The sequence below is a fragment of the Zobellia uliginosa genome (assembly GCF_900156625.1).
GTDB classification, from domain to species: domain Bacteria; phylum Bacteroidota; class Bacteroidia; order Flavobacteriales; family Flavobacteriaceae; genus Zobellia; species Zobellia uliginosa.
The window spans coordinates 172,933-193,976 of sequence record NZ_FTOB01000007.1 but is presented as its reverse complement, the minus strand read 5'-3'; the positions used below and the strand labels follow the sequence as shown (position 1 = coordinate 193,976).

Genomic DNA, 21,044 nt, shown 5'->3' with positions numbered 1-21,044 from the left:
GTAAGCGATCGGCCTTCCTTATTCCTTTTCCCCATCAAGTTTCATTTTATAAAACGCCTTATTCTTCCTTTATTTTACAGCTTGAAAAGCCAAAGAGGGTATAAAGCGGGCAAAAACCCACAAAACTCGTGATTACAAAAATGGCAGCTACCGCCAATAATACATAGGCCAAAACGCCCCCTATACTATCTTGCCAATATAATACAGCGACAATGATTGCGAAAATAATCCTAATAATACGATCTGTACTCCCCATGTTTGCTTTCATAATATATAAAATTTAGTTGTTTCTAGATCTTTGTACGTGTATCCCGCCTCAGCGCCCCCACACTGTAACCTCTGACAAGGAGTCTTTTTTACGATTTCGACATCTTGCCCGTTGCACAGCTAAAGAAGGAAATGGCCTTGGCCGCCATAGAATTATCGCTCTCGATAGAGGGATATCCCAAGGCCTTTAATCGGTCTTTTACCACTAAGGCATCGTTTATATCTTCATGAACAAAGGACACCTTGGCCGATGCGACATCAACCCTAAGGTCAGATATCCCCTCCATCCCCGAAATTTTGGAAGTTATGGTATGGGCACAGCCACCACACTTTAAGTTTTGTACTATAATCGTTGTTTTCATATCGTTTTTACCTTCAATTGTATCAATCTAAACCTGTTTTTCGTATAGCATTTATGACCACCTTGAGTAGCCTCCTTTCAAGTCAAAGATTTGCGAGAAGCCCATATCTAGCAATTTTTTGGCGGCCTTCTGGCTTCTTGCCCCTGAACGGCAATAGATGTAGACCGGCTTTGTTTTATCAAGTTTTGAAAAAGAAATTTCAAAATTGGCCGCATTGAAAAAATCGATGTTCTTAGCGCCCTTGATGTGCCCGCCGTTGAATTCATTAGCTGTTCGCACATCTACCAATTGCACCTTTTTATCGTAAATGGCCGCGGCATAGTCGATTTTGTCCAAGACCACTATTTTATCGGATGCTTCGTTTTTATGACCGAATATTGTACTTAAGAATGACATAGTTTTTATTTTAAGGGAAGGGATTTAAAAAGGGAAACGGCCTGATCAATAAGACCGCTTCCCATAAAAATAACCAACCAAATTCAATTACTGTTTTAGTTTTTATGGCCCGACATTCCGATCTTACCTAAAGGAAATTGCCGGTATTCAAGCTAGGGTTTTAGAGTAGCGTGGTCGGGCAAACGTATTCCGATATTCGTACCCCTGTATTTTTTATCTCGTCAAATCCGCCGGCGACATCTACAAAATCGTCCCAACCCCTTTGCTTTAAAATAGACGCTGCGATCATACTCCTATACCCGCCCGCACAATGGATGACAAAGGGCCGATCTTTTGGAAAACGGGCCAGGTTCCTATTGATTTCATTAAGCGGAACATTGATCGCCCCGATAACATGTTCGGAATCGAATTCGCTTTTCTTCCGTACATCGATGATCAGCGGTTTTTCCGAAGCATAGGCCAATTCCAATTCTCGGGGAGTTATACGGTCAACGGTTTCAATTTCTTTATCGGCGTTTGTCCAAGTATCGAATCCTTCTTTGAGATAGCCTATGGTATTGTCATAACCTACGCGCGACAATCGGGTAATGGCCTCTTCTTGTTTACCGGGATAGGTAATCAGTAAAATTTCCTGTTTTACATCGGGGATCATTTCCCCCACCCATTGGGCAAAACTTCCATCAAGACCTATATTAACGCTGTTGGGAACAAAGCCCTTGGCAAAATCCTTAGCATCCCTGGTATCGAGCAACAACGCTCCGGTTTCATTGGCAAGTACTTCAAAGGCTTCGGCCGATAGCGGTTTTTTGGCACGGTCCATAACCGTATCCAAGCTATCGTAACCCTTAATGTTCATCATAACGTTTTGCGGAAAATAGCTCGGAGGCGTGGTCAGGCCCGTCAACAATTCCTTAATGAACTCTTCCTTGGTCATATCGGCACGTAGGGCATAATTGGTTGCTTTTTGGTGACGTAGGGTGTCCGTCGTCTGCTTGCTCATCTTCTTTCCACAAGCAGAACCTGCACCGTGGTTAGGGTATATGATCAGCTTATCGTCTAAGGGCATGATCTTATTGCGGAGCGAATCGTAAAGATGGCCCGCCAATTTCTCTTCCGTCAGGTCGGCCACTACGTGTTGGGCCAGATCCGGCCTACCGACATCGCCAATAAAAAGGGTATCTCCCGTAATGAGTCCGTGTTCCCTTCCTTTTTCGTCGATCAAGAGATATGTAGTACTCTCCATGGTATGCCCTGGAGTGTGGATGACCTTTACCTTATAGGCTCCCACGGTAAAAATTTGACCGTCTTCGGCAATCAAGGCATCATAACCCGGTTTTGCGGTAGGGCCAAAAACGATCTCGGCCCCCGTTTTCTTTTTCAGGTCTAAATGGCCACTCACAAAATCGGCGTGAAAATGGGTCTCGAATACGTATTTAATTTTTGCATGGTCACTTTCTGCCCTATCGATATAAGGTTGCACCTCACGAAGTGGATCAAAAATAGCTGCCTCCCCATTGCTTTCCAAGTAATAGGCCGCATGTGCCAAACATCCCGTATAAATTTGTTCTATCTTCATTATGCTTTACTTTATTTTTAATTAGGATAAAATTACAACGGATTGATAATCTGCGAAGTAACTTTAGTTACAAAGCTTAGCATTTTTCCCGAGGCCAAATATGACCTTCGTCAGTTTCAAAAAAAATAAATGGGGTCTTTTTACGACCTACACCACCAAAAGGATGGTATCGGTTTCTACCTTTAAAAAGCAGCGGTTACGGCCCTTATGTTTACATAGGGAAGTTCTATCTAGGCGGCTCGGCACACCTTCTATGGCACTACCGAATCTTCAAGACACCAATCTGACTTAAACGCTTGGTGTTCGCTTACAAATTCAGGGCTTGCATTGCTCAAGGGACAATACGACAATTCAGTTCCCTTCGTCTTTATATTGAGCTGTATTTCGGTTCGTTGACCGATTCCTACCTTACCTAAAACCATTCCCGGATCAATAGGGTCGCCCTCGGAAACCTTTACATCTAAAACATGGTCATAAATAATCAGCCAGTCGGGCGATTTCTTATTTCTTACCCGTATTTCATAATCGGCAATGCCTTCGTTCATGACCAAAGCTTCAACATAGCCCGATGCCATGGCACGGATATCGGCATTGGCATCGAGAAGGATGTATTCTATGGCCGGACTCTTCTTTTCAGCATTGATCTCTTCCCCAAAAGCCACAACGGATTGTAATTTTGAAAAATCTATGGGGACATGTGACAATACAAGGGGCGAAGTATCAACCGTGTCCTTTCCACAGGAAGTAAAAACCGTAACTACGAGCAAGTAGAGCCAAGCATTCTTGAAGTAATCCATTGTCAACCTTTTTCAAACCTCTAAAACCAAGGGGTTCAATATCAAATATACCGATTTACCCCATTGCATCCCCTAAACAGGTTTTGAAGCGGTGTAAACCTAGTAGCCAAAGGGGCAATTAAGGTCTGGTTTCTTTGGAACCCAAAAAATCGGGACATCTATGAGTATAGGCAAAAGCCGGCCACAATACCGGTCGATGTCGAAAGGGAAAGCCCCCTTTTATACTTCCTTATGTCCCCTACCCCAGTTTCCCTACTTAAGGTCTGCGGTTTCCCCCCAGTGCTTTTTTTCATTCTCGGTCCACAAGAGCGGGAAAAACTTGCGTTGTTGGTATTTGGGGTGTAGGTATTTTTTCCATTCCGAGCCCCCTGTAGCGGCCTTGTTCTCTCCTTTGCTGTTCAGATAGTGTTCCGCCGTCCTTAAATGTACCAAGGGCCATTCTATATTGTAAAGCCGGTCGAATTCCCTAAGCTTTTCGGTAAGCTCTACGGACGGATTTTTCAACTCTAACACCCTGTCTTCAACCGTACGGCCCTGAACCTTTTTGGCCCAGGCCATCAGGCTTTCGAGGTATTTTTCCTCAAACTGCTCCATCGTCAGGGTCTTTTTGCCCGTTTTTCGGTTCAGTCCGGCATCCTTCCAATAGATTTGTTCAAAGTAATCTTCGACCGTGGCTTCGCTAGGCAACCTTTTTTTTCCTTCGTCATTGACCAGGTTTCCAAGGCTTGTACATAGAATTTCGATATAACGGAACTGGGCACTCTGAAAGCCACTGGCCGGTGCCAAAGCCTTTCTGAATTGATTGTAATCGTCATAATCCATACCGTCTTTCATGATATCGAAAGAAGTGATCAGCATGGTGGTATAGCGGTTGACCCTTCCTAATTTGGTCAATAAAAATGTTTCGGTAATCTTCTCCTCATCAACGATCTGTTCCAATTCGTGGCGCATCATCTTTAGCAAAAGCTCCGTCACCTGATGGTACATGATAAAGATCGTTTCGTCCTTAAAATCCGTACGGGGTTTTTGAAGCGAAAGCAAGGTATCGACCTGTACATAATCCCAGTAATTAATGGGTTTGGCATGCAGAAGTCCCTCAAGATAGGTTTCAGGGTTCTCTCCCAGCTGTTCGTACTTTTCCTTGATTTTAATTCCTGTATCGGACATTTCTTAGGTTTTAAAAAGTTTGACGCCAAAGATAAAGAGGCAAAGTATTTTGACCATCTCAATCCCGACATAATAAAAATGAAGATATGAAGCTCCCGGCTCTAAGTTTTGAATAAGCAGTTCCGCCCGAAGGTCCAATGCCGGCAAAAGCCAGCCTGTTTGAATCGATAAGCCCAAGAGCGCAAGAAAATAAGTGATGTTCCTTTTGGAAAAAACCCCGTCATTTACGATTAGAAGGTTGATGAAAACCACGAGGGCCAAGACCCATTCGACCTTGTTGAGGGCATTGAAAACCAAGCGCCCTATACCGAGGCCCAAGGGAATTGTAATTCCCGGTGCCCTAAATTTCAGCCAGGCTTCCATAAAACTAATGGCCCCCACGAAACCGATCCACAGAAACACGGACGCCAATGCCAGGGGATACTTGACTTTTAGGGTCATATGAGATGGGTTGAACCTGAATTTCTAATATAGGTGAGTTTATATAGGAACATTTCGGCCATCTTCGCCGCCCTCCATTTGGCTTCATCTGCATTTTCCCCTTCAAAGTTTTCGTCCAAAGTTTGGTAGAAAAGTTCAAGCCAGCGCTCGAAATGCCGCTTTTCAATCGGAAGATCGATATGGGGCATAAACGGATGTCCCGAATACGTATGTTCACCCAAGAGTACGGTTTGCCAAAAAGTGTACATTTTATTCAGGTGCTTCGACCATTGGTCTTGGATCACATTTTCAAAAATGGGCCCCAATAGCCCATCTTGCCTTACCTTGGAATAAAAGGTGTCTACCAAAAGTTGCACATCTTCCAAATGCAGTATCTCTCGTTTCATCAAAAAAGGGCTTTTAGGTGTTTGGGCTTCCGCCAGCTTACAGATTTAGATATTTTGACCATTATATCATCATTAATGGGAAGGTTTTTACCTTTTTAAATAGGTTTCCCCAGTTTCCAAACCTGTTGCCAATTCAAGGAGGCTGGTATGCTCCAACATATGTTTTAGTTCATCGCGAACCACGGCAAACTTATCGTGTACGGGGCAAGGCCAATCGTTACTACATTCATCCAAGCCCAGTCCGCACCCCTCATAGATAGCATCACCATCGATAGCAAAGACCACATCGCCCAGTTTTATACCGTCGATCTTATCCTTTGCAATCTGAAATCCGCCCGAAGGCCCCTTGGTAGAATCCAAGATGTTGTTCTTGGCCAATTGATGGAGCACCTTGGCCGTAAATGCCGTAGGAGATCCGATTTCTTCGGAAATCTCCTTTAGGCTTACCCTTCTGTTTTGCATGGACTGTAGGGCGATATAGGTCGTTGCCCTGATACCGTATTCACAAGCTTTCGAAAACATTTTTTCTCTATTGGATACGGCAAAGATAAATGCTTTTTTATTTCGGACAAAATTATCGGAATAAAGAATTACCCGTGTTGAAACCTTAGCATATCCACTTTACGTCATCGAATTGTCGGTATGCGTCCCTCCCCTATTGAAGCAACTGTAGCGGGCGATGGCTGGTTTCCACGATTTCCTTTCGGATGACAAAATCGCCGAAGGTTTCCTTGGCTTCCCGCTCTTGGGCATAGGCCGCAATAATGGGTTCCAATTCCGCAAGAATATCCTCCTCCGACAACATTTCCCTGTAGAGCGAATTTAGCCTATCGCCATTGTGGCTGGCCCCTAAGTACAGGTTATAGCGTCCAATGGCACGGCCCACGAAACCAATTTCCCCGAGGGAAGAACGGGCACAATTATTGGGGCAGCCGGTCATTCGAATATTGATCTCGTCTTCCTCAAGTCCATATTTCCCCATAATTATATCAAGCTTGTCTATCAAGGACGGAAGGTAGCGTTCCGATTCGGCAAAGGCGAGTCCGCACGTACCCAAGGCTACGCAGGCCATGGAGTTTTTTCGGAGGCCGGTAAGCTTTCTGTGGTCTTTGATTCCGTGATTCCTTAAGATGGCCTCTATGCCTGCCTTATCTTTTTCCTCTACGTTTCCAATGATCAGGTTTTGGTTTCCCGTAAGTCTAAAGTCCCCCTTATGGATATGGGCGATTTCCCTTAGCGCCTTTTTTAAGGTATAGCCCTCTTCGTTCTTGACCCTTCCGTGTTCTACGAACAAGGTATAGAACCATTTTTGGTTGATCCCTTTGAGCCAGCCATACGTATCGCCATTCGACACAAACCGATAGGGTTTCGGACTCTGGAGCTTCCATCCCAATCGGGTGTTCAGCTCGTTTACGAACCAATCGAGCCCCCTATCGTCTATGGTATGTTTTAGCCTGGACAACTTGCGGTCGGATCGGTTCCCGTAATCCCTTTGGATGCCGATTATGGTTTCCGCCACTTCTATGACCTTGTTTTTGGGAGCAAAACCTATGACATCGGCCAGCCGTGGGTAAGTGGCCTTGTTCCCTAGCGTACTTCCAAGTCCGCCTCCGACACAAATATTAAAGCCTTTCAGCTTATTGTTTTCCTCAATGGCAATCAGCCCGAGGTCATTGGCAAAGACGTCGATATCGTTATGGGGCGGAATGGCCAGGGCGATCTTAAATTTTCGGGGCAAATAGGTGTGGTGATAGAGAGGTTCAAAATCGGGGGTTCCCGCCACTTTTTCCTTGTCGAGCCAGATTTCGTGATAGGCCGTGGTCTTGGGAAGAAAATAATTACTTATCTCACCGGCGAGCGCATAGACCTCTTGGTGTATGGCCGATTGATAGGGGTTAGGATTGCACATGACATTTCGGTTTACGTCGCCACAGGTCGCCAGGGTGCTCAACAACACCTCGTTCACGGCCTGGATCGTCGGTTTCAGGCCTCGCTTTAATATGCCGTGAAACTGAAAGGATTGCCTTGTGGTCAGTTTCAGTGTACCGTTGCCGTGTTCATCGGAAAGATTGTCGAGGGCCAACCATTGCCCTGGGGTGGTGATCCCACCAGCGGCCCTTACCCTGACCATGAACTGGTATAGGGGCTCCAATTTTTGTTGCTTCCGCTCGCTCTCGAGGTCCCTGTCGTATTGTTGGTACGACCCGTGATATTTGATAAGCTTGACATCGTCGGGGTCTAAGGCCCCTGTTAAACGATCCTTTAGGCTTTCCTTTATGCTTCCCCTAAGGAAATCACTTTTATCTTTGATATGTTCGTCTTCCGACAAATTATCTTGTGCAAATTGTTTGTCCATATATGAATTTTTCGGGCCGTTGCCATCAATACCCGACCGAGTTAATAAATATCCGCTTGGTATCGGTTTGCCAATTGAAGGTTTTTAACATATTCCTCCGCTTTTTCAAGGGTTACGCCTCCCTGCTGCTGAATGATCTGTTTTAGGGCGAGGTCTACGTCCTTGGCCATTTTTTGGGCATCGCCGCAAACATAAAAATGGGCGCCGTTTTCCAGCCAATCGAACAATTCCTTGCCATTTTCCAACATTCTGTGCTGCACGTACTGTTTGTCTTCCTGGTCTCGGGAAAAGGCCACATCGGCCTTGGTCAGTACCCCTTCTTTCAGGTATTGTTGCCATTCGGTTTGGTAAAGGAAGTCGGTGGTAAAATTCCGATCGCCAAAGAAAAGCCACGAAGGCACTCTTTTTTCCGACACCTCAAGCTGTTGCATAAAGGCCCTAAAAGGCGCAACCCCCGTACCTGGTCCTACCATTATAATAGGGGCATCAGGGTTTTCCGGAAGCTTAAAACGGGTGTTCTTGTCGACAAATACCTCTACCTTGTCGCCCACTTCCAAGCGGTCGGCAATGGTTGTCGAACAGAGTCCCTCCTTATCCCTCCCATAGGCTTGATAGCGCACTACCGACACCAATAGGTGCACTTCGTCTTCTACGGCCTCTTGCGAAGAAGCGATCGAGTACATGCGGGGGGTATTTTTCCGTAGGACCGAGATCAGTTCCTTGGCCGAAAAATCGTGGGCTTCCTCTTTGAGCAAATCCAAGATATCGCGCCCTTGAAGGTATTCAGGAACCGAGGTAGGGTCGGCCAAGATGTTCTTTAACCGCGCACTGTCGGTCAACTCGGCATATTTCGATAGGGTAGTTTTAGACAAGGGCGTGAGTTCATAATCGTAGCTCAGGGCATCGCGCAAGGTTTTTTCCCCCGCATGGCTTTCTACCAGTTCTTCGCCGGATAGCTCGGTTACCTCTAAAACAGATTGGACAAATTTTGGGGAATTGCTGCCGTATACGCCCAGAGCATCTCCAGGCTCATACTTTAGGCCCGAACCTTCCAGGTCCAATTCAATATGTACCGTCTCTTTCGAGGAGCCTTTTCCGTTAAGGTTTATCTTTTCCAAAACCGTCGCCTCAAAGCGGTTTTTCCGGGAGTACTTCACCTCCCCGACCGTTGCGGTTTCATTGCTCGGGGCAATTGGGGCGCCCGTTTCGGGAGTTAACTTTACAAGGCTGTCTAAAAGTGTTTTTTGCCACGCCTCCGCTGTTTCCTCATAATCTACATCGCAATCTTGACGCGGTGCGAGTCGCTTTGCCCCCAATTTCTCCAGAACGGCGTCAAAATCCTTACCGGTCTGGCAGAAATCGACATAACTGCTATCGCCAAGCGCTAGAACCGAAAAATGGAGGTGGGAAAGATCGGGTGCCTTTTTACCGTGAAGGTATTTATGAAGGTCCTCGGCCTGAACCGGCGGTTCGCCCAATCCGTGGGTACTCACGATTACGGCCAGGTTTTTGATTTTCTTCAGCTCACGGGTCTTAAAGGAAGCCATATCGGAAACCTCTACCTCTATCCCTCTTGCCTTGGCTTCAAGGGCAAGGTTTTGGGCCAGGCCCTCACTGTTTCCCGTATGGGTTCCGAACAAAATATTCAGTTTTTCAGGCTTCGCTTCGCCAAGGGCCTTGGCGGGAATACCTTCATTCGTATCGGTCGAAACCGCAGTTGTCGCCAAGGTTTGGCCAAGACCCGAAAAATATCCGCTAAGCCAAGAAAGCTGTTCCGTATCGAGTCCCGACAGGGCTTCGCTGAGTTTTTCCGCCTGCCGATCGTTGAACGGCCCCCTTTCCAATCCCTTTTTCAGTTCCATGCTTTATAATAATTTCAGGTTATTTGTTAGGCTGTGGCGTATACCTCAAATAAGGCTTTATAAGGCGATGTCCTTTTGGGAATTTAGCCTCGACATCTTCCTGCTTTACCGAAGGGGAAATAATAACATCTTGCCCTAGCTCCCAATCTACAGGTGTAGCCACACTGTGTTCGGCCGTAAGCTGTAGGGAATCGAGTACGCGTAAGATTTCGGCAAAATTCCTTCCGGTAGAGGCCGGATAGGTAATAATGGCCTGTATCTTTTTGTCGGGATCTATAAAATACACCGAACGTACGGTTGCCGTGGTAGAGAATTTAGGGTGGATCATGTTATAGAGCGTAGCTACCTTTTTATCGGCATCGGCAATTATAGGAAACTCAACCTGAGTGTTTTGTGTTTCGTTGATATCACCGATCCAACCGATATGGGAATCTAAATCATCGGTACTTATCGCGGCTACCTTGGTGCCCCTTTTTTCAAATTCGTCTTTTAGCTGTGCGGTACGGCCAAGCTCTGTGGTACAGACAGGGGTAAAGTCGGCGGGGTGGGAATAAATGATTCCCCAGCTATCTCCCAACCATTGGTGAAAATCGATCTCCCCTAGCGTGGTCTGGGCCGAAAAATTAGGTGCGTAGTCTCCAATTCTTAAACTCATCTTTTTACGTTTTATTTTGGTTATATATTAAAGCATCGTACCTGTCGGTTCTAGCTTTCCGTGAAGACAAAGGTAACCGCCAGCTCGATGAATCGCTCATAGCAAATTTTAATTCACAATAACCTGAAGTTATAGTAACGCGAGATTTTCAATAAAATAGTTATGATAAAATGTAGGGAAGGAGCCCCTGAACGCGATAAACTTTTGTTTAGACCTGCTTCTACAATGGGGTTTTACAATTTGTGATTTCGGATCAAGAACTGGATCAACAAGGCCGGTAAACCGCCTTCGGGACCCTGTGGGGTAATAAAGTAAAAATGTCTGGGAATGGGCATTTTTTTGATTTCTATTATTTTCAGCTCATTACCCTCAAGCTCCTTAAGAACGGCATGCAAAGACAAGAAAGCCATACAATCGGAATGCTGAAGGTACGACTTGATCGCTTCCGTACTGCCCAGTTGCATTTCAATTTTTAGGTCGGCCAAACGAATCCCTTTTTCCTTTAGGGCATTGGCGATCACTTCCAAGGTTCCCGACCCTGGCTCCCTAAGAAGCAAGGGGATGTTTTTTAGTTCCTCGGGACGGATCTCTTCTTTTTTGATCAAATGGTTCTTACTACTGCACACCAAAACGATCTCATCTTTCAAGAACGGGGTATAGTGGATTTCACGTCTTTTGGATTTTCCCTCAACGACCCCAAGCTCTATACTCTTGTTCAAAAGGGCCTGTTCTATCTGTTCGGAATTACCGCTGAGCAACTCCACCTTTACGTCTTGATGTATACTGTGGAACCGGGCCAACAAGGGCGGGAGGATGTATTGGGTAATGGAGGTACTTGAACCTATGTGCAATACCCCTTTGAGGGTTTGGTTAAACTGGTTCAGGTCAAATTCGATTTGCCTGTAGATATCCATGATATCCTCGGTATGTTTCAGCAATACCTCCCCTGCGGGGGAGAGCACGACCTTGTTCCCCTTTCGATCAAAAAGTGCCAAGTTGAAAGCGCTTTCCAATTCTTTGATATGCTTGGTTACCGCGGGTTGCGATATCAGCAGCTCCTCGGCCGCCTTGGTAAAGTTGAGCCTTCTTGCAACGGTATAAAAAACTTTTAAGCGAAAATCGAACATGTACAATAATACGTATATTTCCTCAACGGAAAACCGAAACCCTACAATTTAAGGACGACCGTTCTCCCCTTTCATCAGTAGCTTCTGTCAAGCGCCCAGGCCCTTCTGAAGGGTTTCTACTCCCTATAAATAAGGGACATAAAAAAGAATTTTCGAACATTATTCTTCAAGGGGCAGCATCTCCTCCTTACTTTTTACCACAGAAAAAAATAGAGGCATCCGACCGCGAACACAGACCGTTTCGACATAAAACCGAAGCATTAAATCAAATTAGGATGAATCTACATAGCCCTCAAATACGATCAATTTATTATTTTTGTAGTTCAACCGATATCAATCTTTTGTCAACCCTGAATTTCCTGCAATAATAGAAGCTTTGACAAGCTTTGATACAAAAAATATTCTTTTAACAACCTAGATTGTTTTTCACGGGCCTTGCCTTGTTGTAACAATCGTCATGAATAAACCCGAACATGTCTGCTACGTGGCAAGCAGCTATTTTGGGGCAGCCTGCGGCTAAAGTCCATGTCAACAAGCTGCCCCCTTACTTAACTTCAAATCAATGATGCATATTTTATCGAAAAAACCTATCGGACAAATCGTTGCCGAGGATTTTCGCACGATCAAAATCTTCAAAAAGCACGGAATCAATTTTTATTTTTTAGGAAATAGAACGATCCCACAAGTCGCCGAAGAACATCAACTAGATGCCCAACTCCTACTAGAGGAGGTAGAAGCCATTCAAAACCTCGAAAGCGAGGAAAACATCGACTTTGTATCTTGGCCTTTAGACCTGCTAGTCGATTATATTGAAAAAAAACATCACCGCTACATAAAGAAAAACGCTCCGATCGTCAAGGCGCAGTTAGAGGAACTTGCCGAAACAAGTGGTGAAAAACATCCTGAACTCATAGCCCTTTCCAAGCAGTTCAATGATTCCGTCATGAAATTTTCGAGCCAAATGGAAAATGAAGAACTCTTTCTTTTTCCGTCTGTCCGTAAAATGGTAAAGGCCGAACACTCAAGGGTGAAATTGACCAAGAGTCAATTCGGAAGCCTAAAAAACCCTGTTTTAAAGATGAAGAACGCCCACAAGACGGAAAGCGAGCGTTTCAGTCATATTGTGGAACTAACCAACAACTATGCCCTACCCGAGGATGGCCGCGATGCCTACAAAACCGCCTTTACGGCACTTCAAGAATTCGTGAACGACCTCTTGGTACATATCCATTTAGAGAACAACATCCTTTTCCCCAAAATCAAGACCTTGGAAAAAGAACTGAAACATGAACTATAAGGCCGATGGCAAAGCATCAAAAAACATTGGGGAATCACCGGAAACAAAAGCCGATTTTTGCGTTTCCGGTGCTACGCTTAGGGCCTATGTAAAAAACGTAGAAGCCCTACTCAAGCCCCTTACCATTGAAAGCCCGGAGAAGGCCCCTGCCCCCTTTGACCTTGGCCCTGAAATTGTCCCAAACATAGAAAGGCAATTAGGACTGAGCTTTGTTCCCGAAAAAGACGAACACGGAAACGTGTGTATGGCCAACCATCCCGAAGTCCGAAACGAGTACAAAGACACCTTTGACCACAAAGACCTAATGGGCTACATTTACGCAATATGGCATTCGCCCACCTATCACAAAGCTCACAATACGAGCCCTAAAGACGATTCGTTTCGTATCCCCTATCCCAAGGATCCCAACTTTTTTTGGCAATTGGCGGGCCTTGGCTTAGAGCTCAGGGCATATCATAGGTTGCAAGCCCCCCTTATTGAAAAACACAAGGAAGACATAGCACACATTTTAAAGGAAATAGCCCTCGCCACCGGATAACCAAGTCCATAGAAAAGATTTACCTTAGACACGAAAGGGAAATGATGGACCTGTACAGCAAAAGAGTTGCTAAAAAAGAATACCAACCTAGATGAATCGAAAAAGAATAGAGATACAAAACTGTACAAAGGAAGATATTTCAAAGATTTTCGAACTCTACAAACTCGCTACCGATTTTCAGAAAATCAAATTCCCCGAAAACCAATGGCCCGTTTTTGAGGAAGCCCTGATACGTGGTGAAATTACAGAGAACAGACAGTTTAAATTACTGATCGACGATCAGATTGCCTGTGTTTGGGCGATAACCTTCAGCGATCCGAATATTTGGGAAGAAGATGACAACCCTGTTTCCATATACATCCATAGGATTGCCACAAACCCTGATTTTAGGGGCAACGACTTTGTAAAAATCATTGTGGATTGGGCCGTAGGATTTGCCAAAGGGCAAGACAAACAATTTATAAGAATGGATACCTGCGGCAATAACCAAAGGTTGATCGATCACTATTCGCGCTGTGGCTTTGATTTTTTGGGAATAAAAAAGCTAAAAAACACCGAGGGCCTACCGACACACTATCACGGCGCGGATGTATGCCTGTTCGAGATAAGGCTCGATGAAGCCTAAGCCCGTAAAAGCATATGCCCCCAACCTTCTAGAGGTCGGGGGCATTTCTTTAATCTACACACCTTAAAATCTAGGTTATTTTGGTGTGGTATTTATTAAGGGCTTCCCATACCCAGTTAGGAAACATTATAGCTACCAAAACACAGGTACCAACGTGAGGGCGTAAACCGCAATAGCTAACACCAAGAACCTCAAAGAGAATAAACAGTCAAAAGCTATCGAACCAACCCGTACCCAACGCCGAAAACACGAAGGAAAAAGCCGTAAAACCCAAAGGTTTTGTACCACTTATGCCCCCCATTAGCAAGCAAATAAAAGTCCGCCCAAGGCTGAAACTATCGAAATAGAAAAGCTACATTTAAAGTTCATCGGTTCAATACAGCCCGTTAATATCTTTGATCAACTTACCTCTTGTTTCTTCATCGAGGCCATGGAGACCGTTGAATTCTATCCATCCATTCGAAACGCCTATCGCACTACCTGTTTTTTTGGCCAGATCAATTTGCTCATCCCACATTTTAAGGAAATGCCATGAGCAGGGTACCCAAGGTTTTTGACCTAGGGCCGCCTTATATCGTATTGGCTTTTCCCGGTAAAGGGGATTACCAAGTAATTGTGGATATGAGTGATCCCCTCCATCTGCATCGGCCCACATAACCATGTTAGAACCACCACAATCACTAGTAATCAAGGCTTTGTCCTCTCCAAAAGAACGAATCAAATTACGAATTTCTTTGAATAAAGGTATACTATAGGTAGACAACGGTCCCTTACGATCAGAATGGTGGTCATAACCAAGACAAACAAAAGTCTCGTCAAACACAATGGCATCCGGATCCAATATTTCCATAATATATTCCACTTGTTTTAGTAAATGATTTCTCCAATTCGCAGCGGCAAAAGACATCCACCAATTTTGCTTTGCCGTGTCGGGGCCAACCCATTTAAAACCTTTTTTTTCGCCTTTAGGGTCGATCAAAATAGAATCTTGAAGAGAACTGAATAATGGAGACCCCTCATCAAAAAGAACGGTATGCATATAAACCGCTGCACGGGAACCCGCTTTTCGTGTAGCGCTTATACGATCCTTCATTTTTTGTATAGACATATGGGCCGGGCCGGCCGCATCTCCTTGCATGGCCAACCAATCTTTACGATTGGGATCTAAAAAATCTCCTATATATGGATAATATCCATGCTGCGTTGCCAGTCCTATTTGGAAGTCCCTAAAATACGAAATATCAGCTTCATACCCGTCGCCCCTTAAACCGTATTGACCTTTGGCCGATGATAAGAAATCGTAATAATGTACCTTTACGTCATTCAACCAACCGATAGGTTTCAACTCATCGGTGTGGGCTAATTTATGGAATGCCTTCCATGCCGTATCCGCCTCTCCTTTATGGCAATGTAGATAACATTTCAATTCCAATTTTTGATTCGCTTTTATTTCAATTGCGCGTCTTGCTTCCCAACCAATTTTTTTTTCACCATCCTTGATTGTCCCGAATCGATAGGGTTGGTCAGAAGGCGTAAAGAGGGCAACTTTCCACTTTGAACTATCATTTTCAATATGAATCACCGGAGCCAATAGCAAGGCTTTGGTCTTTCGCTCATTTGGGCTACTGGCCATAGGTTCCAAATAATGACAACTAAAACTGCCTTCGCCTATTTTTTGCTCGCACTCCTGTAAGAAATCGCCACTGCCAAATTCTGCATGTCTGGGATCTTTGTTAAGTGCCGTAGCGGATATAGGTATATAAATCTTTTGTTTGTCTACCTTAGTAGAGGGTTGTGCCGCAGTTGTAAAGGCAACGTCCGTAAAGACGGCATCATGGCTCTGATTTTCGATTGAAAGTGTTGCTTCCAATACATCTTCACCAAACAAACCGGATGTTTTAAGTCGATGTGCCAGATTCAATTTTAGACTTTTCAACCTTACGCGATCATTTTCTGGATTTAGGGTTGTTCGATGCCCGCTATCGGAAATACGTATATTGGCATTCAAGAGCCCCAACTGTTTCGATCCCACTAAGGGAATAGTATCACAACTTACTTGATGAAATAATCCGTTGGCTCCTGTTTTTTCCCATTTAATTCTATTCTTAAACAACGAATCAATCGTCGGATATGCAAATAGTGACGAACCTACCCCAACTCCTGACAACGCAATAAAATCCCTTCTTTTCATGTTTGTTATTTTTTGAATTTTAAAAGATATTCTATCTAGAACCTGTATTTCATCTTGAACAAGACGTAATACTAAAGGAACTTCTAGTGCCAGATCATCAATACCCCGGGTTCTGTACCATATTCGGGTTCGCATCGATTTCCGCCTGAGGAATAGGCAACAGGTAATTACGGGAAGGCAGAAAGACCCTTTCCTCCAAAATTATACGTGTACTTTCATCGTCTAGGGTAACCTCTCCGCTTACCGGATCGACCGAACCTGTACGGCTACCGTATAAGGGACCTGGAATCACTTGGTCGCCAATATCCCAACGCTTAATATCGTAGTGGCGTAAACCTTCAAAAGCAAGTTCTACCCGACGTTCACGGCGAACCAGTTCCCTTAGTTTTTCTTGGCTATCATAAACTGCCCGATCCACTACCGGCATACCTGCACGAACCCTTAACCGGTCAAGGGCATCGTAAACGTCATCGTTGATTTGATTGCTCTCTATGGCCGCTTCGGCGTAGGTCAACAACATTTCCCCAAGACGGAACACCACGACATTTACATCACCGTTCAACAAGTCCGCCGTCGGTACGATCTCGGCATATTTATTGACCCCATAACCACTATTCGGTCCGACCGCAACGGCATGGAAGTCGTTACTTTCCGAATTGAAGGGATCAAAGAACCCTCCACTCCATTCTACACCGGCATGGCGCACGGTCATACTCAATCTTGGGTCTCGATTCTCAAAAGGTTTATCGGGATCATAAACCGAGCTAGGGTCATCGATGGTCTTGCCATCTATGGTTTCATAAGCATCTACAATACTCTGTACGGCATTGATAGAGGACCATCCCCCATCTTCGCCTGACAGCAAATGTTGCATTACGCTTGAAGGGAATTCATTTTGTATATGCTGAACCGCCATTATTACCTCTTTGTTCACTCCTTCATTTTTTGAAAGGAACATGTCGTAATAAGCGGTCGGCCCATCTTGGTACAATTCATACACCCCCATGTCCATTACAGCCTTGGCATCTACCATTGCCTCCGGGTACATTTTCTCGTACAATTCAAGCCTTGCCTTTAACGCCAGTGCCGCTCCCCTAGTGGCATGTCCGCCTGACTCAATAGCATCTTGCACCGGTAAGTCAGGGGCAATTTCACCCAATTCGCTAAGAATAAAGGCTACAACTTCCTCTTTTGGGTCACGTGTCAAATTCGCCTCTTGCGGATCTGCAATACTGGCGGTAACCAAAGGTACATCACCATACCACATCACTTTTTTAAAATAGTCATAAGCCCGTAAAAACCTCACTTCGGCCTTGTACCTACTTCTTTTTTCTGCATCCATTTCAACCCTATCGATATTCTCCAAAAAGGTGTTGTATTTTGTGATTCGGTCGTATTTGAAAAAATTGTGCATATTCCTATCGGATGGATTTACCTGTCCGTTTCCCGATGTTTGAACACCGTCCCATATGAATTGGGAGTATCCGTTATCGGTCATTAAATCCATAAAGTTGATATTCCACGAAGATTCCCAACTTGAACTTTTTTCGTTCCAATCAAAAAAATTGGGGAATGCATCCGTGGTCTGGGTACCATATGCGCCGACCAAGGCGAGATCGGCATCGTTTTCGGTTTTCCAAAACGTAGCATCTGAAAGTTGGTCTTTAGGAGCTACATCCAAAAAATCTTTTGAACACGACCCCATTAAGAATATCAAGGCAATTCCTATTAAATGTCTATTAGATATCATGATGAAAAATTTTAAAGATTAATTACAATACCTCCGCTGAAAATTTTGACCGGGGTATAATTTGTCCAGGCATTATCAGGGCTTTCAGGATCAAAGTCCTTTGAGAATTTTGAAATGGTAAATAGGTTCTCGGCACTTAGGTACAATCTCAATTTGGAGACGCCCAAAGTTTCTAAAACTTCTGTTGGCATGTTATACCCTACCTGAACATTTTTTAGCCTGAAATAGCTTGCATCCCTAACGTTGAAGGTCGAAGCCTCGTAGTTGTGCCATTGATTGATATGGGTAATCGGATACGCTGCATTAGGGGTTTCGGGAGTCCAACGATCTAAATGTCTCACTTGTGCCTTCCCTCCGTTTACAAATGGAAACTCTACTTGGTCGTTCAAAAGGCCGTAAACATCCGCCGCACCGATTCCGAACATAGACAGGTCAAAATTCTTATACCTAAAACTTAGGTTCACACCATAGGAAGTTCCTGGGATATCACTCCCCAAGACCACTCGGTCGTCGGCATTAATTTCCCCATCGCCGTTTTGGTCCTTAAATTTCAGATCCCCTTTTTGGATGGGCGCCCCCACCACTTTCGGGTCGTTCAAGACCTCTTCGTCGGTTTGGAAGAATCCGATGGACTCGTATCCGTAATAGGCGTTCCAAGGTGATCCTTCTTCCCGTATACGATCATTGCTCTTGTCAGGTTTAGCGTATTTTTCAACATTGTTATCGTTGAAGCCAATGTTGAACGATAAATCGTAGGTAAAGTCACCTTGAATCTTTGATGTACCGATAACGAATTCAATGCCTTTATTTCGCATTGCCCCAGCATTTACCAGAGGTGCGGGCAAACCAAATATTTGTGACACCGGTACCGGAGTTAGAATATCCTCTGTTAACCTGTTGTAATAGTCGGCGGAAAACCGCACCTTTCCTTCTAACAAACTTAAATCCAAACCTAGATTATAGCTGGTATTGGTTTCCCACGTCAGGTTCTCGTTTACGGCAACGACCTCGGCTACCCCATCGGCCACTTCGTCGAAAAAACTATAGTTGACACTAGTTGCTATCTTAGGTATGTATTCATAGTCACCGATACGATGGTTTCCTAATTTTCCCCATGAAGCCCGAAGTTTGAAATTATTCAACCAAGACGCCTCGGACAAAAAAGACTCTTGCGATATTCTCCACGCAGCCGAAACGGAAGGGAACAATCCCCATCTATCACTTTTTGCGAATTTTGAAGAACCATCGTAACGCAAATTGGCCTCGAACAAATATTTATCGTTAAAGGAGTAATTGGCCCTACCGAAAAAAGAGCGGAGCGTCGATTCTACCCCGAACCCTTCTGTAGATTGACCTTCTTTTGAACCGGCGTTGATCTCGGTAAGTTCATTATTAGGCAAATTGATCCGTGACAATCCGTCAAAATCGCGAGTAAAGGATTCTTGCGATGCCCCGGCAAGAAAATCGATACTATGGGCCCCAAAATCCTCTTTATAATTCAGGATGGCCTGTGAAGTGATGTTTCTGGACCGATCCAGTTCATTTTCAATGGAATTCGCCCCACTATTGGTGCCATCGCCCCATATAAACTGTTTGGTGTGCCTAGATTGGTCGTCAAAATTGAAATCCGCTGCCAACACCCCTTTTAGCGTCAGGCCTTTGGCTATGGTAAATACACCGAACAAAGTAGTCAACACGTGCGTATCCTTGGTCGTATGTTTTCCGCCTTCTTCTATAAGGGCGATAGGGTTGTTATTGAAATAATGGTTCCATGAACCATCGGCCAATTTCACCGAAATATTGGGAGGGGTACGGTGTGGATAAACGAAAAAATCGCCATTAGGCCTATTGATCTCCCTTTGGGAAATTGATGTATTCAGCCCTAGGGTAAAGGCCTTACTGACCTTGGTATCGAGGTTGACCCTAAGGTTGTATCGATCAAAATTAGTGTTCTTAACGATTCCTTCTTGATTGAAATATCCGAGTGATACCAGATATTTTGTGTTTTCGGTTCCTCCCGAAACACTGATGTCATGACTTTGAACCATGCCCGATCCGCGATACAGCAAATCCATCCAATCGGTATCGGCGAAATTTACAGGATCCGATCCCGTTCTCAACTTTTCAAGGTCGGAGTCGCTGAACTGTGGTGTAGCCCCTTCATTCACCAAGCCTTCGTTCCTCAGTTTGGCATATTCATAGGAATTGAGAAACTCAGGGGTATAGGTTGGCTTTTGCACACCTGTATATCCCCTGTACGAAAAAGAAGGTTTCCCTACTTTCCCCCTTTTGGTCGTTATGAGGATTACCCCATTGGCGGCCCTGGTACCATAGATGGCCGCCGAAGCCGCATCCTTTAATACACTGATATTATCAATATCGTTGGGATTAACGTCATCCATACTAGACTCTATTCCGTCTACCAAGACCATAGGGTTGGCATTGTTCATCGTACCTACACCCCTAATTCGGATTGAAGCGCCGTCCCTACCGGGCTCACCGGAAGATTGAAGCACCGTAACACCAGGCATTTGACCTTGTAAGGCCGAAGAAACGTTGGTAACCGGTCGATTTTCCAAATTTTCAGACCCCATTGTTGCTACAGCCCCCGTAAGGTTGACCTTCTTCTGGGTTCCAAAACCGACCACTACCACTTCGTCCAATCCGGCCGCGCTCTCTTCGAGGGCCGCACTTATATTGTCCTGCCCATCGACCCTTATTTCCTGTGTAGCAAAACCAATGTAGGAAACAATTAAAATTGCATTTCCATCGGTAAGCTCCAGGGTAAAGTTTCCATCGAAATCGGTCTGGGTTCCGTTAGAGGTTCCTTTCTCCACAATACTCGCCCCGGGCAGTGGTTGTCCGTCCGTATCGGTAATCGTGCCACTTACTTTTAATTGCTGCCCAAAAACACTTCTTGCAATGTCTGGACTATCTGAAGTGTGGGATCCCGTATCGGCAACAGAATCCCCTGCATCTTCGTAAACTTCACCTTCGGGGTCTTCGAAGATTTTTTCGTTTTCAAGGGTATCCCACTCGATGGGGTTATGATACCCCATTGCCTGTAATTCAATGAACGAAACCGTCAACAATATGACGAGCCCCGTTCTCGAACCATAGTTCAATTCTGATAGAGTTGGTATTTTCATATCTATACTTTTAGTTATTTATTTTTTGTACTGTACCTATCGGGAGTATTGGTCTATTTCCCGATTGTTTTATTCCTTCCTGATGCAGAAATAAAGTCGTCA

The 21,044-nt window shown here is 44.7% G+C and carries 19 protein-coding genes; 3 read left to right on the top strand and 16 right to left on the bottom strand.

Annotated features, from left to right (window positions below; genetic code table 11):
- Positions 1–58: 58 nt before the first annotated feature.
- From BW980_RS19315 to BW980_RS19255, 13 genes are all read right to left on the bottom strand, one after another.
- Entirely contained in the window at positions 59–268 is a 210-nt protein-coding gene (locus BW980_RS19315; RefSeq protein WP_076456799.1) for a YgaP family membrane protein, read from the bottom strand.
- Between the two features lie 88 nt (positions 269–356).
- Positions 357–629 (bottom strand): heavy-metal-associated domain-containing protein, encoded by a 273-nt coding sequence (locus BW980_RS19310; RefSeq protein ID WP_076456798.1) that lies wholly within the window; start codon positions 627–629, stop codon positions 357–359.
- Positions 630–680: 51 nt separating this feature from the next.
- Positions 681–1,025 (bottom strand): rhodanese-like domain-containing protein, encoded by a 345-nt coding sequence (locus BW980_RS19305; RefSeq protein WP_076456797.1) that lies wholly within the window; start codon positions 1,023–1,025, stop codon positions 681–683.
- 160 nt (positions 1,026–1,185) lie between these two features.
- Positions 1,186–2,601: an MBL fold metallo-hydrolase gene (locus tag BW980_RS19300; protein ID WP_076456796.1), complete on the bottom strand. Its 1,416-nt coding sequence runs from the start codon at positions 2,599–2,601 to the stop codon at positions 1,186–1,188.
- A gap of 251 nt (positions 2,602–2,852) precedes the next feature.
- On the bottom strand, positions 2,853–3,398 hold the full coding sequence (locus tag BW980_RS19295) for a M23 family metallopeptidase (RefSeq protein ID WP_076456795.1): 546 nt from the start codon (positions 3,396–3,398) through the stop codon (positions 2,853–2,855).
- Positions 3,399–3,650: 252 nt separating this feature from the next.
- Positions 3,651–4,565, bottom strand: coding sequence for a tryptophan 2,3-dioxygenase family protein (locus BW980_RS19290; RefSeq protein ID WP_076456794.1), 915 nt, complete (start codon positions 4,563–4,565; stop codon positions 3,651–3,653).
- A gap of 3 nt (positions 4,566–4,568) precedes the next feature.
- Positions 4,569–5,006, bottom strand: coding sequence for a hypothetical protein (locus BW980_RS19285; RefSeq protein WP_076456793.1), 438 nt, complete (start codon positions 5,004–5,006; stop codon positions 4,569–4,571).
- A complete protein-coding gene (locus BW980_RS19280; RefSeq protein ID WP_076456792.1) occupies positions 5,003–5,392 on the bottom strand; it encodes a group III truncated hemoglobin in 390 nt (129 codons plus the stop codon). Before BW980_RS19280 ends, BW980_RS19285 begins: the two co-directional genes overlap by 4 nt.
- Positions 5,393–5,479: 87 nt before the next feature.
- A complete protein-coding gene (locus BW980_RS19275) occupies positions 5,480–5,914 on the bottom strand; it encodes an RrF2 family transcriptional regulator (protein WP_076456791.1) in 435 nt (144 codons plus the stop codon).
- Between the two features lie 133 nt (positions 5,915–6,047).
- Positions 6,048–7,748 (bottom strand): assimilatory sulfite reductase (NADPH) hemoprotein subunit, encoded by a 1,701-nt coding sequence (cysI, locus tag BW980_RS19270; protein ID WP_076456790.1) that lies wholly within the window; start codon positions 7,746–7,748, stop codon positions 6,048–6,050.
- 41 nt (positions 7,749–7,789) lie between these two features.
- Entirely contained in the window at positions 7,790–9,610 is a 1,821-nt protein-coding gene (locus tag BW980_RS19265; protein WP_076456789.1) for an assimilatory sulfite reductase (NADPH) flavoprotein subunit, read from the bottom strand.
- 19 nt (positions 9,611–9,629) lie between these two features.
- On the bottom strand, positions 9,630–10,265 hold the full coding sequence (locus BW980_RS19260) for a peroxiredoxin (protein WP_076456788.1): 636 nt from the start codon (positions 10,263–10,265) through the stop codon (positions 9,630–9,632).
- Positions 10,266–10,498: 233 nt separating this feature from the next.
- On the bottom strand, positions 10,499–11,392 hold the full coding sequence (locus BW980_RS19255) for a LysR family transcriptional regulator (protein WP_076456787.1): 894 nt from the start codon (positions 11,390–11,392) through the stop codon (positions 10,499–10,501).
- A 562-nt stretch (positions 11,393–11,954) separates the two neighbouring features.
- On the opposite strand from BW980_RS19255, the gene BW980_RS19250 reads away from it, so the two are divergent.
- From BW980_RS19250 to BW980_RS19240, 3 genes are all read left to right on the top strand, one after another.
- The gene (locus BW980_RS19250; RefSeq protein ID WP_245800112.1) at positions 11,955–12,689 is read left to right on the top strand and encodes a DUF542 domain-containing protein; all 735 of its coding nucleotides are present in this window, start codon (positions 11,955–11,957) and stop codon (positions 12,687–12,689) included.
- Entirely contained in the window at positions 12,679–13,227 is a 549-nt protein-coding gene (locus BW980_RS19245) for a type ISP restriction/modification enzyme (RefSeq protein ID WP_076456785.1), read from the top strand. The genes BW980_RS19250 and BW980_RS19245 overlap by 11 nt, the downstream gene beginning before the upstream one ends.
- 91 nt (positions 13,228–13,318) lie before the next feature.
- Complete coding sequence (locus BW980_RS19240; protein ID WP_139327739.1) at positions 13,319–13,852, top strand: GNAT family N-acetyltransferase; 534 nt, start codon at positions 13,319–13,321, stop codon at positions 13,850–13,852.
- A gap of 373 nt (positions 13,853–14,225) precedes the next feature.
- On the opposite strand, the gene BW980_RS19235 is transcribed toward BW980_RS19240, so the two are convergent.
- From BW980_RS19235 to BW980_RS19225, 3 genes are all read right to left on the bottom strand, one after another.
- Complete coding sequence (locus BW980_RS19235; RefSeq protein ID WP_076456784.1) at positions 14,226–16,043, bottom strand: hypothetical protein; 1,818 nt, start codon at positions 16,041–16,043, stop codon at positions 14,226–14,228.
- 97 nt (positions 16,044–16,140) lie between these two features.
- Complete coding sequence (locus tag BW980_RS19230) at positions 16,141–17,793, bottom strand: RagB/SusD family nutrient uptake outer membrane protein (protein ID WP_083690550.1); 1,653 nt, start codon at positions 17,791–17,793, stop codon at positions 16,141–16,143.
- 11 nt (positions 17,794–17,804) lie between these two features.
- Positions 17,805–20,942 (bottom strand): SusC/RagA family TonB-linked outer membrane protein, encoded by a 3,138-nt coding sequence (locus BW980_RS19225; RefSeq protein WP_083690549.1) that lies wholly within the window; start codon positions 20,940–20,942, stop codon positions 17,805–17,807.
- Positions 20,943–21,044 lie beyond the last annotated feature (102 nt).

Bases quoted from the DNA above. Each gene is read 5' to 3' on its own strand.
- BW980_RS19315 (WP_076456799.1), bottom strand. From the start codon at position 268: ATGAAAGCAAACATGGGGAGTACAGATCGTATTATTAGGATTATTTTC.
- BW980_RS19310 (WP_076456798.1), bottom strand. From the start codon at position 629: ATGAAAACAACGATTATAGTACAAAACTTAAAGTGTGGTGGCTGTGCC.
- BW980_RS19305 (WP_076456797.1), bottom strand. From the start codon at position 1,025: ATGTCATTCTTAAGTACAATATTCGGTCATAAAAACGAAGCATCCGAT.
- BW980_RS19300 (WP_076456796.1), bottom strand. From the start codon at position 2,601: ATGAAGATAGAACAAATTTATACGGGATGTTTGGCACATGCGGCCTAT.
- BW980_RS19295 (WP_076456795.1), bottom strand. From the start codon at position 3,398: ATGGATTACTTCAAGAATGCTTGGCTCTACTTGCTCGTAGTTACGGTT.
- BW980_RS19290 (WP_076456794.1), bottom strand. From the start codon at position 4,565: ATGTCCGATACAGGAATTAAAATCAAGGAAAAGTACGAACAGCTGGGA.
- BW980_RS19285 (WP_076456793.1), bottom strand. From the start codon at position 5,006: ATGACCCTAAAAGTCAAGTATCCCCTGGCATTGGCGTCCGTGTTTCTG.
- BW980_RS19280 (WP_076456792.1), bottom strand. From the start codon at position 5,392: ATGAAACGAGAGATACTGCATTTGGAAGATGTGCAACTTTTGGTAGAC.
- BW980_RS19275 (WP_076456791.1), bottom strand. From the start codon at position 5,914: ATGTTTTCGAAAGCTTGTGAATACGGTATCAGGGCAACGACCTATATC.
- cysI (WP_076456790.1), bottom strand. From the start codon at position 7,748: ATGGACAAACAATTTGCACAAGATAATTTGTCGGAAGACGAACATATC.
- BW980_RS19265 (WP_076456789.1), bottom strand. From the start codon at position 9,610: ATGGAACTGAAAAAGGGATTGGAAAGGGGGCCGTTCAACGATCGGCAG.
- BW980_RS19260 (WP_076456788.1), bottom strand. From the start codon at position 10,265: ATGAGTTTAAGAATTGGAGACTACGCACCTAATTTTTCGGCCCAGACC.
- BW980_RS19255 (WP_076456787.1), bottom strand. From the start codon at position 11,392: ATGTTCGATTTTCGCTTAAAAGTTTTTTATACCGTTGCAAGAAGGCTC.
- BW980_RS19250 (WP_245800112.1), top strand. From the start codon at position 11,955: ATGATGCATATTTTATCGAAAAAACCTATCGGACAAATCGTTGCCGAG.
- BW980_RS19245 (WP_076456785.1), top strand. From the start codon at position 12,679: ATGAACTATAAGGCCGATGGCAAAGCATCAAAAAACATTGGGGAATCA.
- BW980_RS19240 (WP_139327739.1), top strand. From the start codon at position 13,319: ATGAATCGAAAAAGAATAGAGATACAAAACTGTACAAAGGAAGATATT.
- BW980_RS19235 (WP_076456784.1), bottom strand. From the start codon at position 16,043: ATGAAAAGAAGGGATTTTATTGCGTTGTCAGGAGTTGGGGTAGGTTCG.
- BW980_RS19230 (WP_083690550.1), bottom strand. From the start codon at position 17,793: ATGATATCTAATAGACATTTAATAGGAATTGCCTTGATATTCTTAATG.
- BW980_RS19225 (WP_083690549.1), bottom strand. From the start codon at position 20,942: ATGAAAATACCAACTCTATCAGAATTGAACTATGGTTCGAGAACGGGG.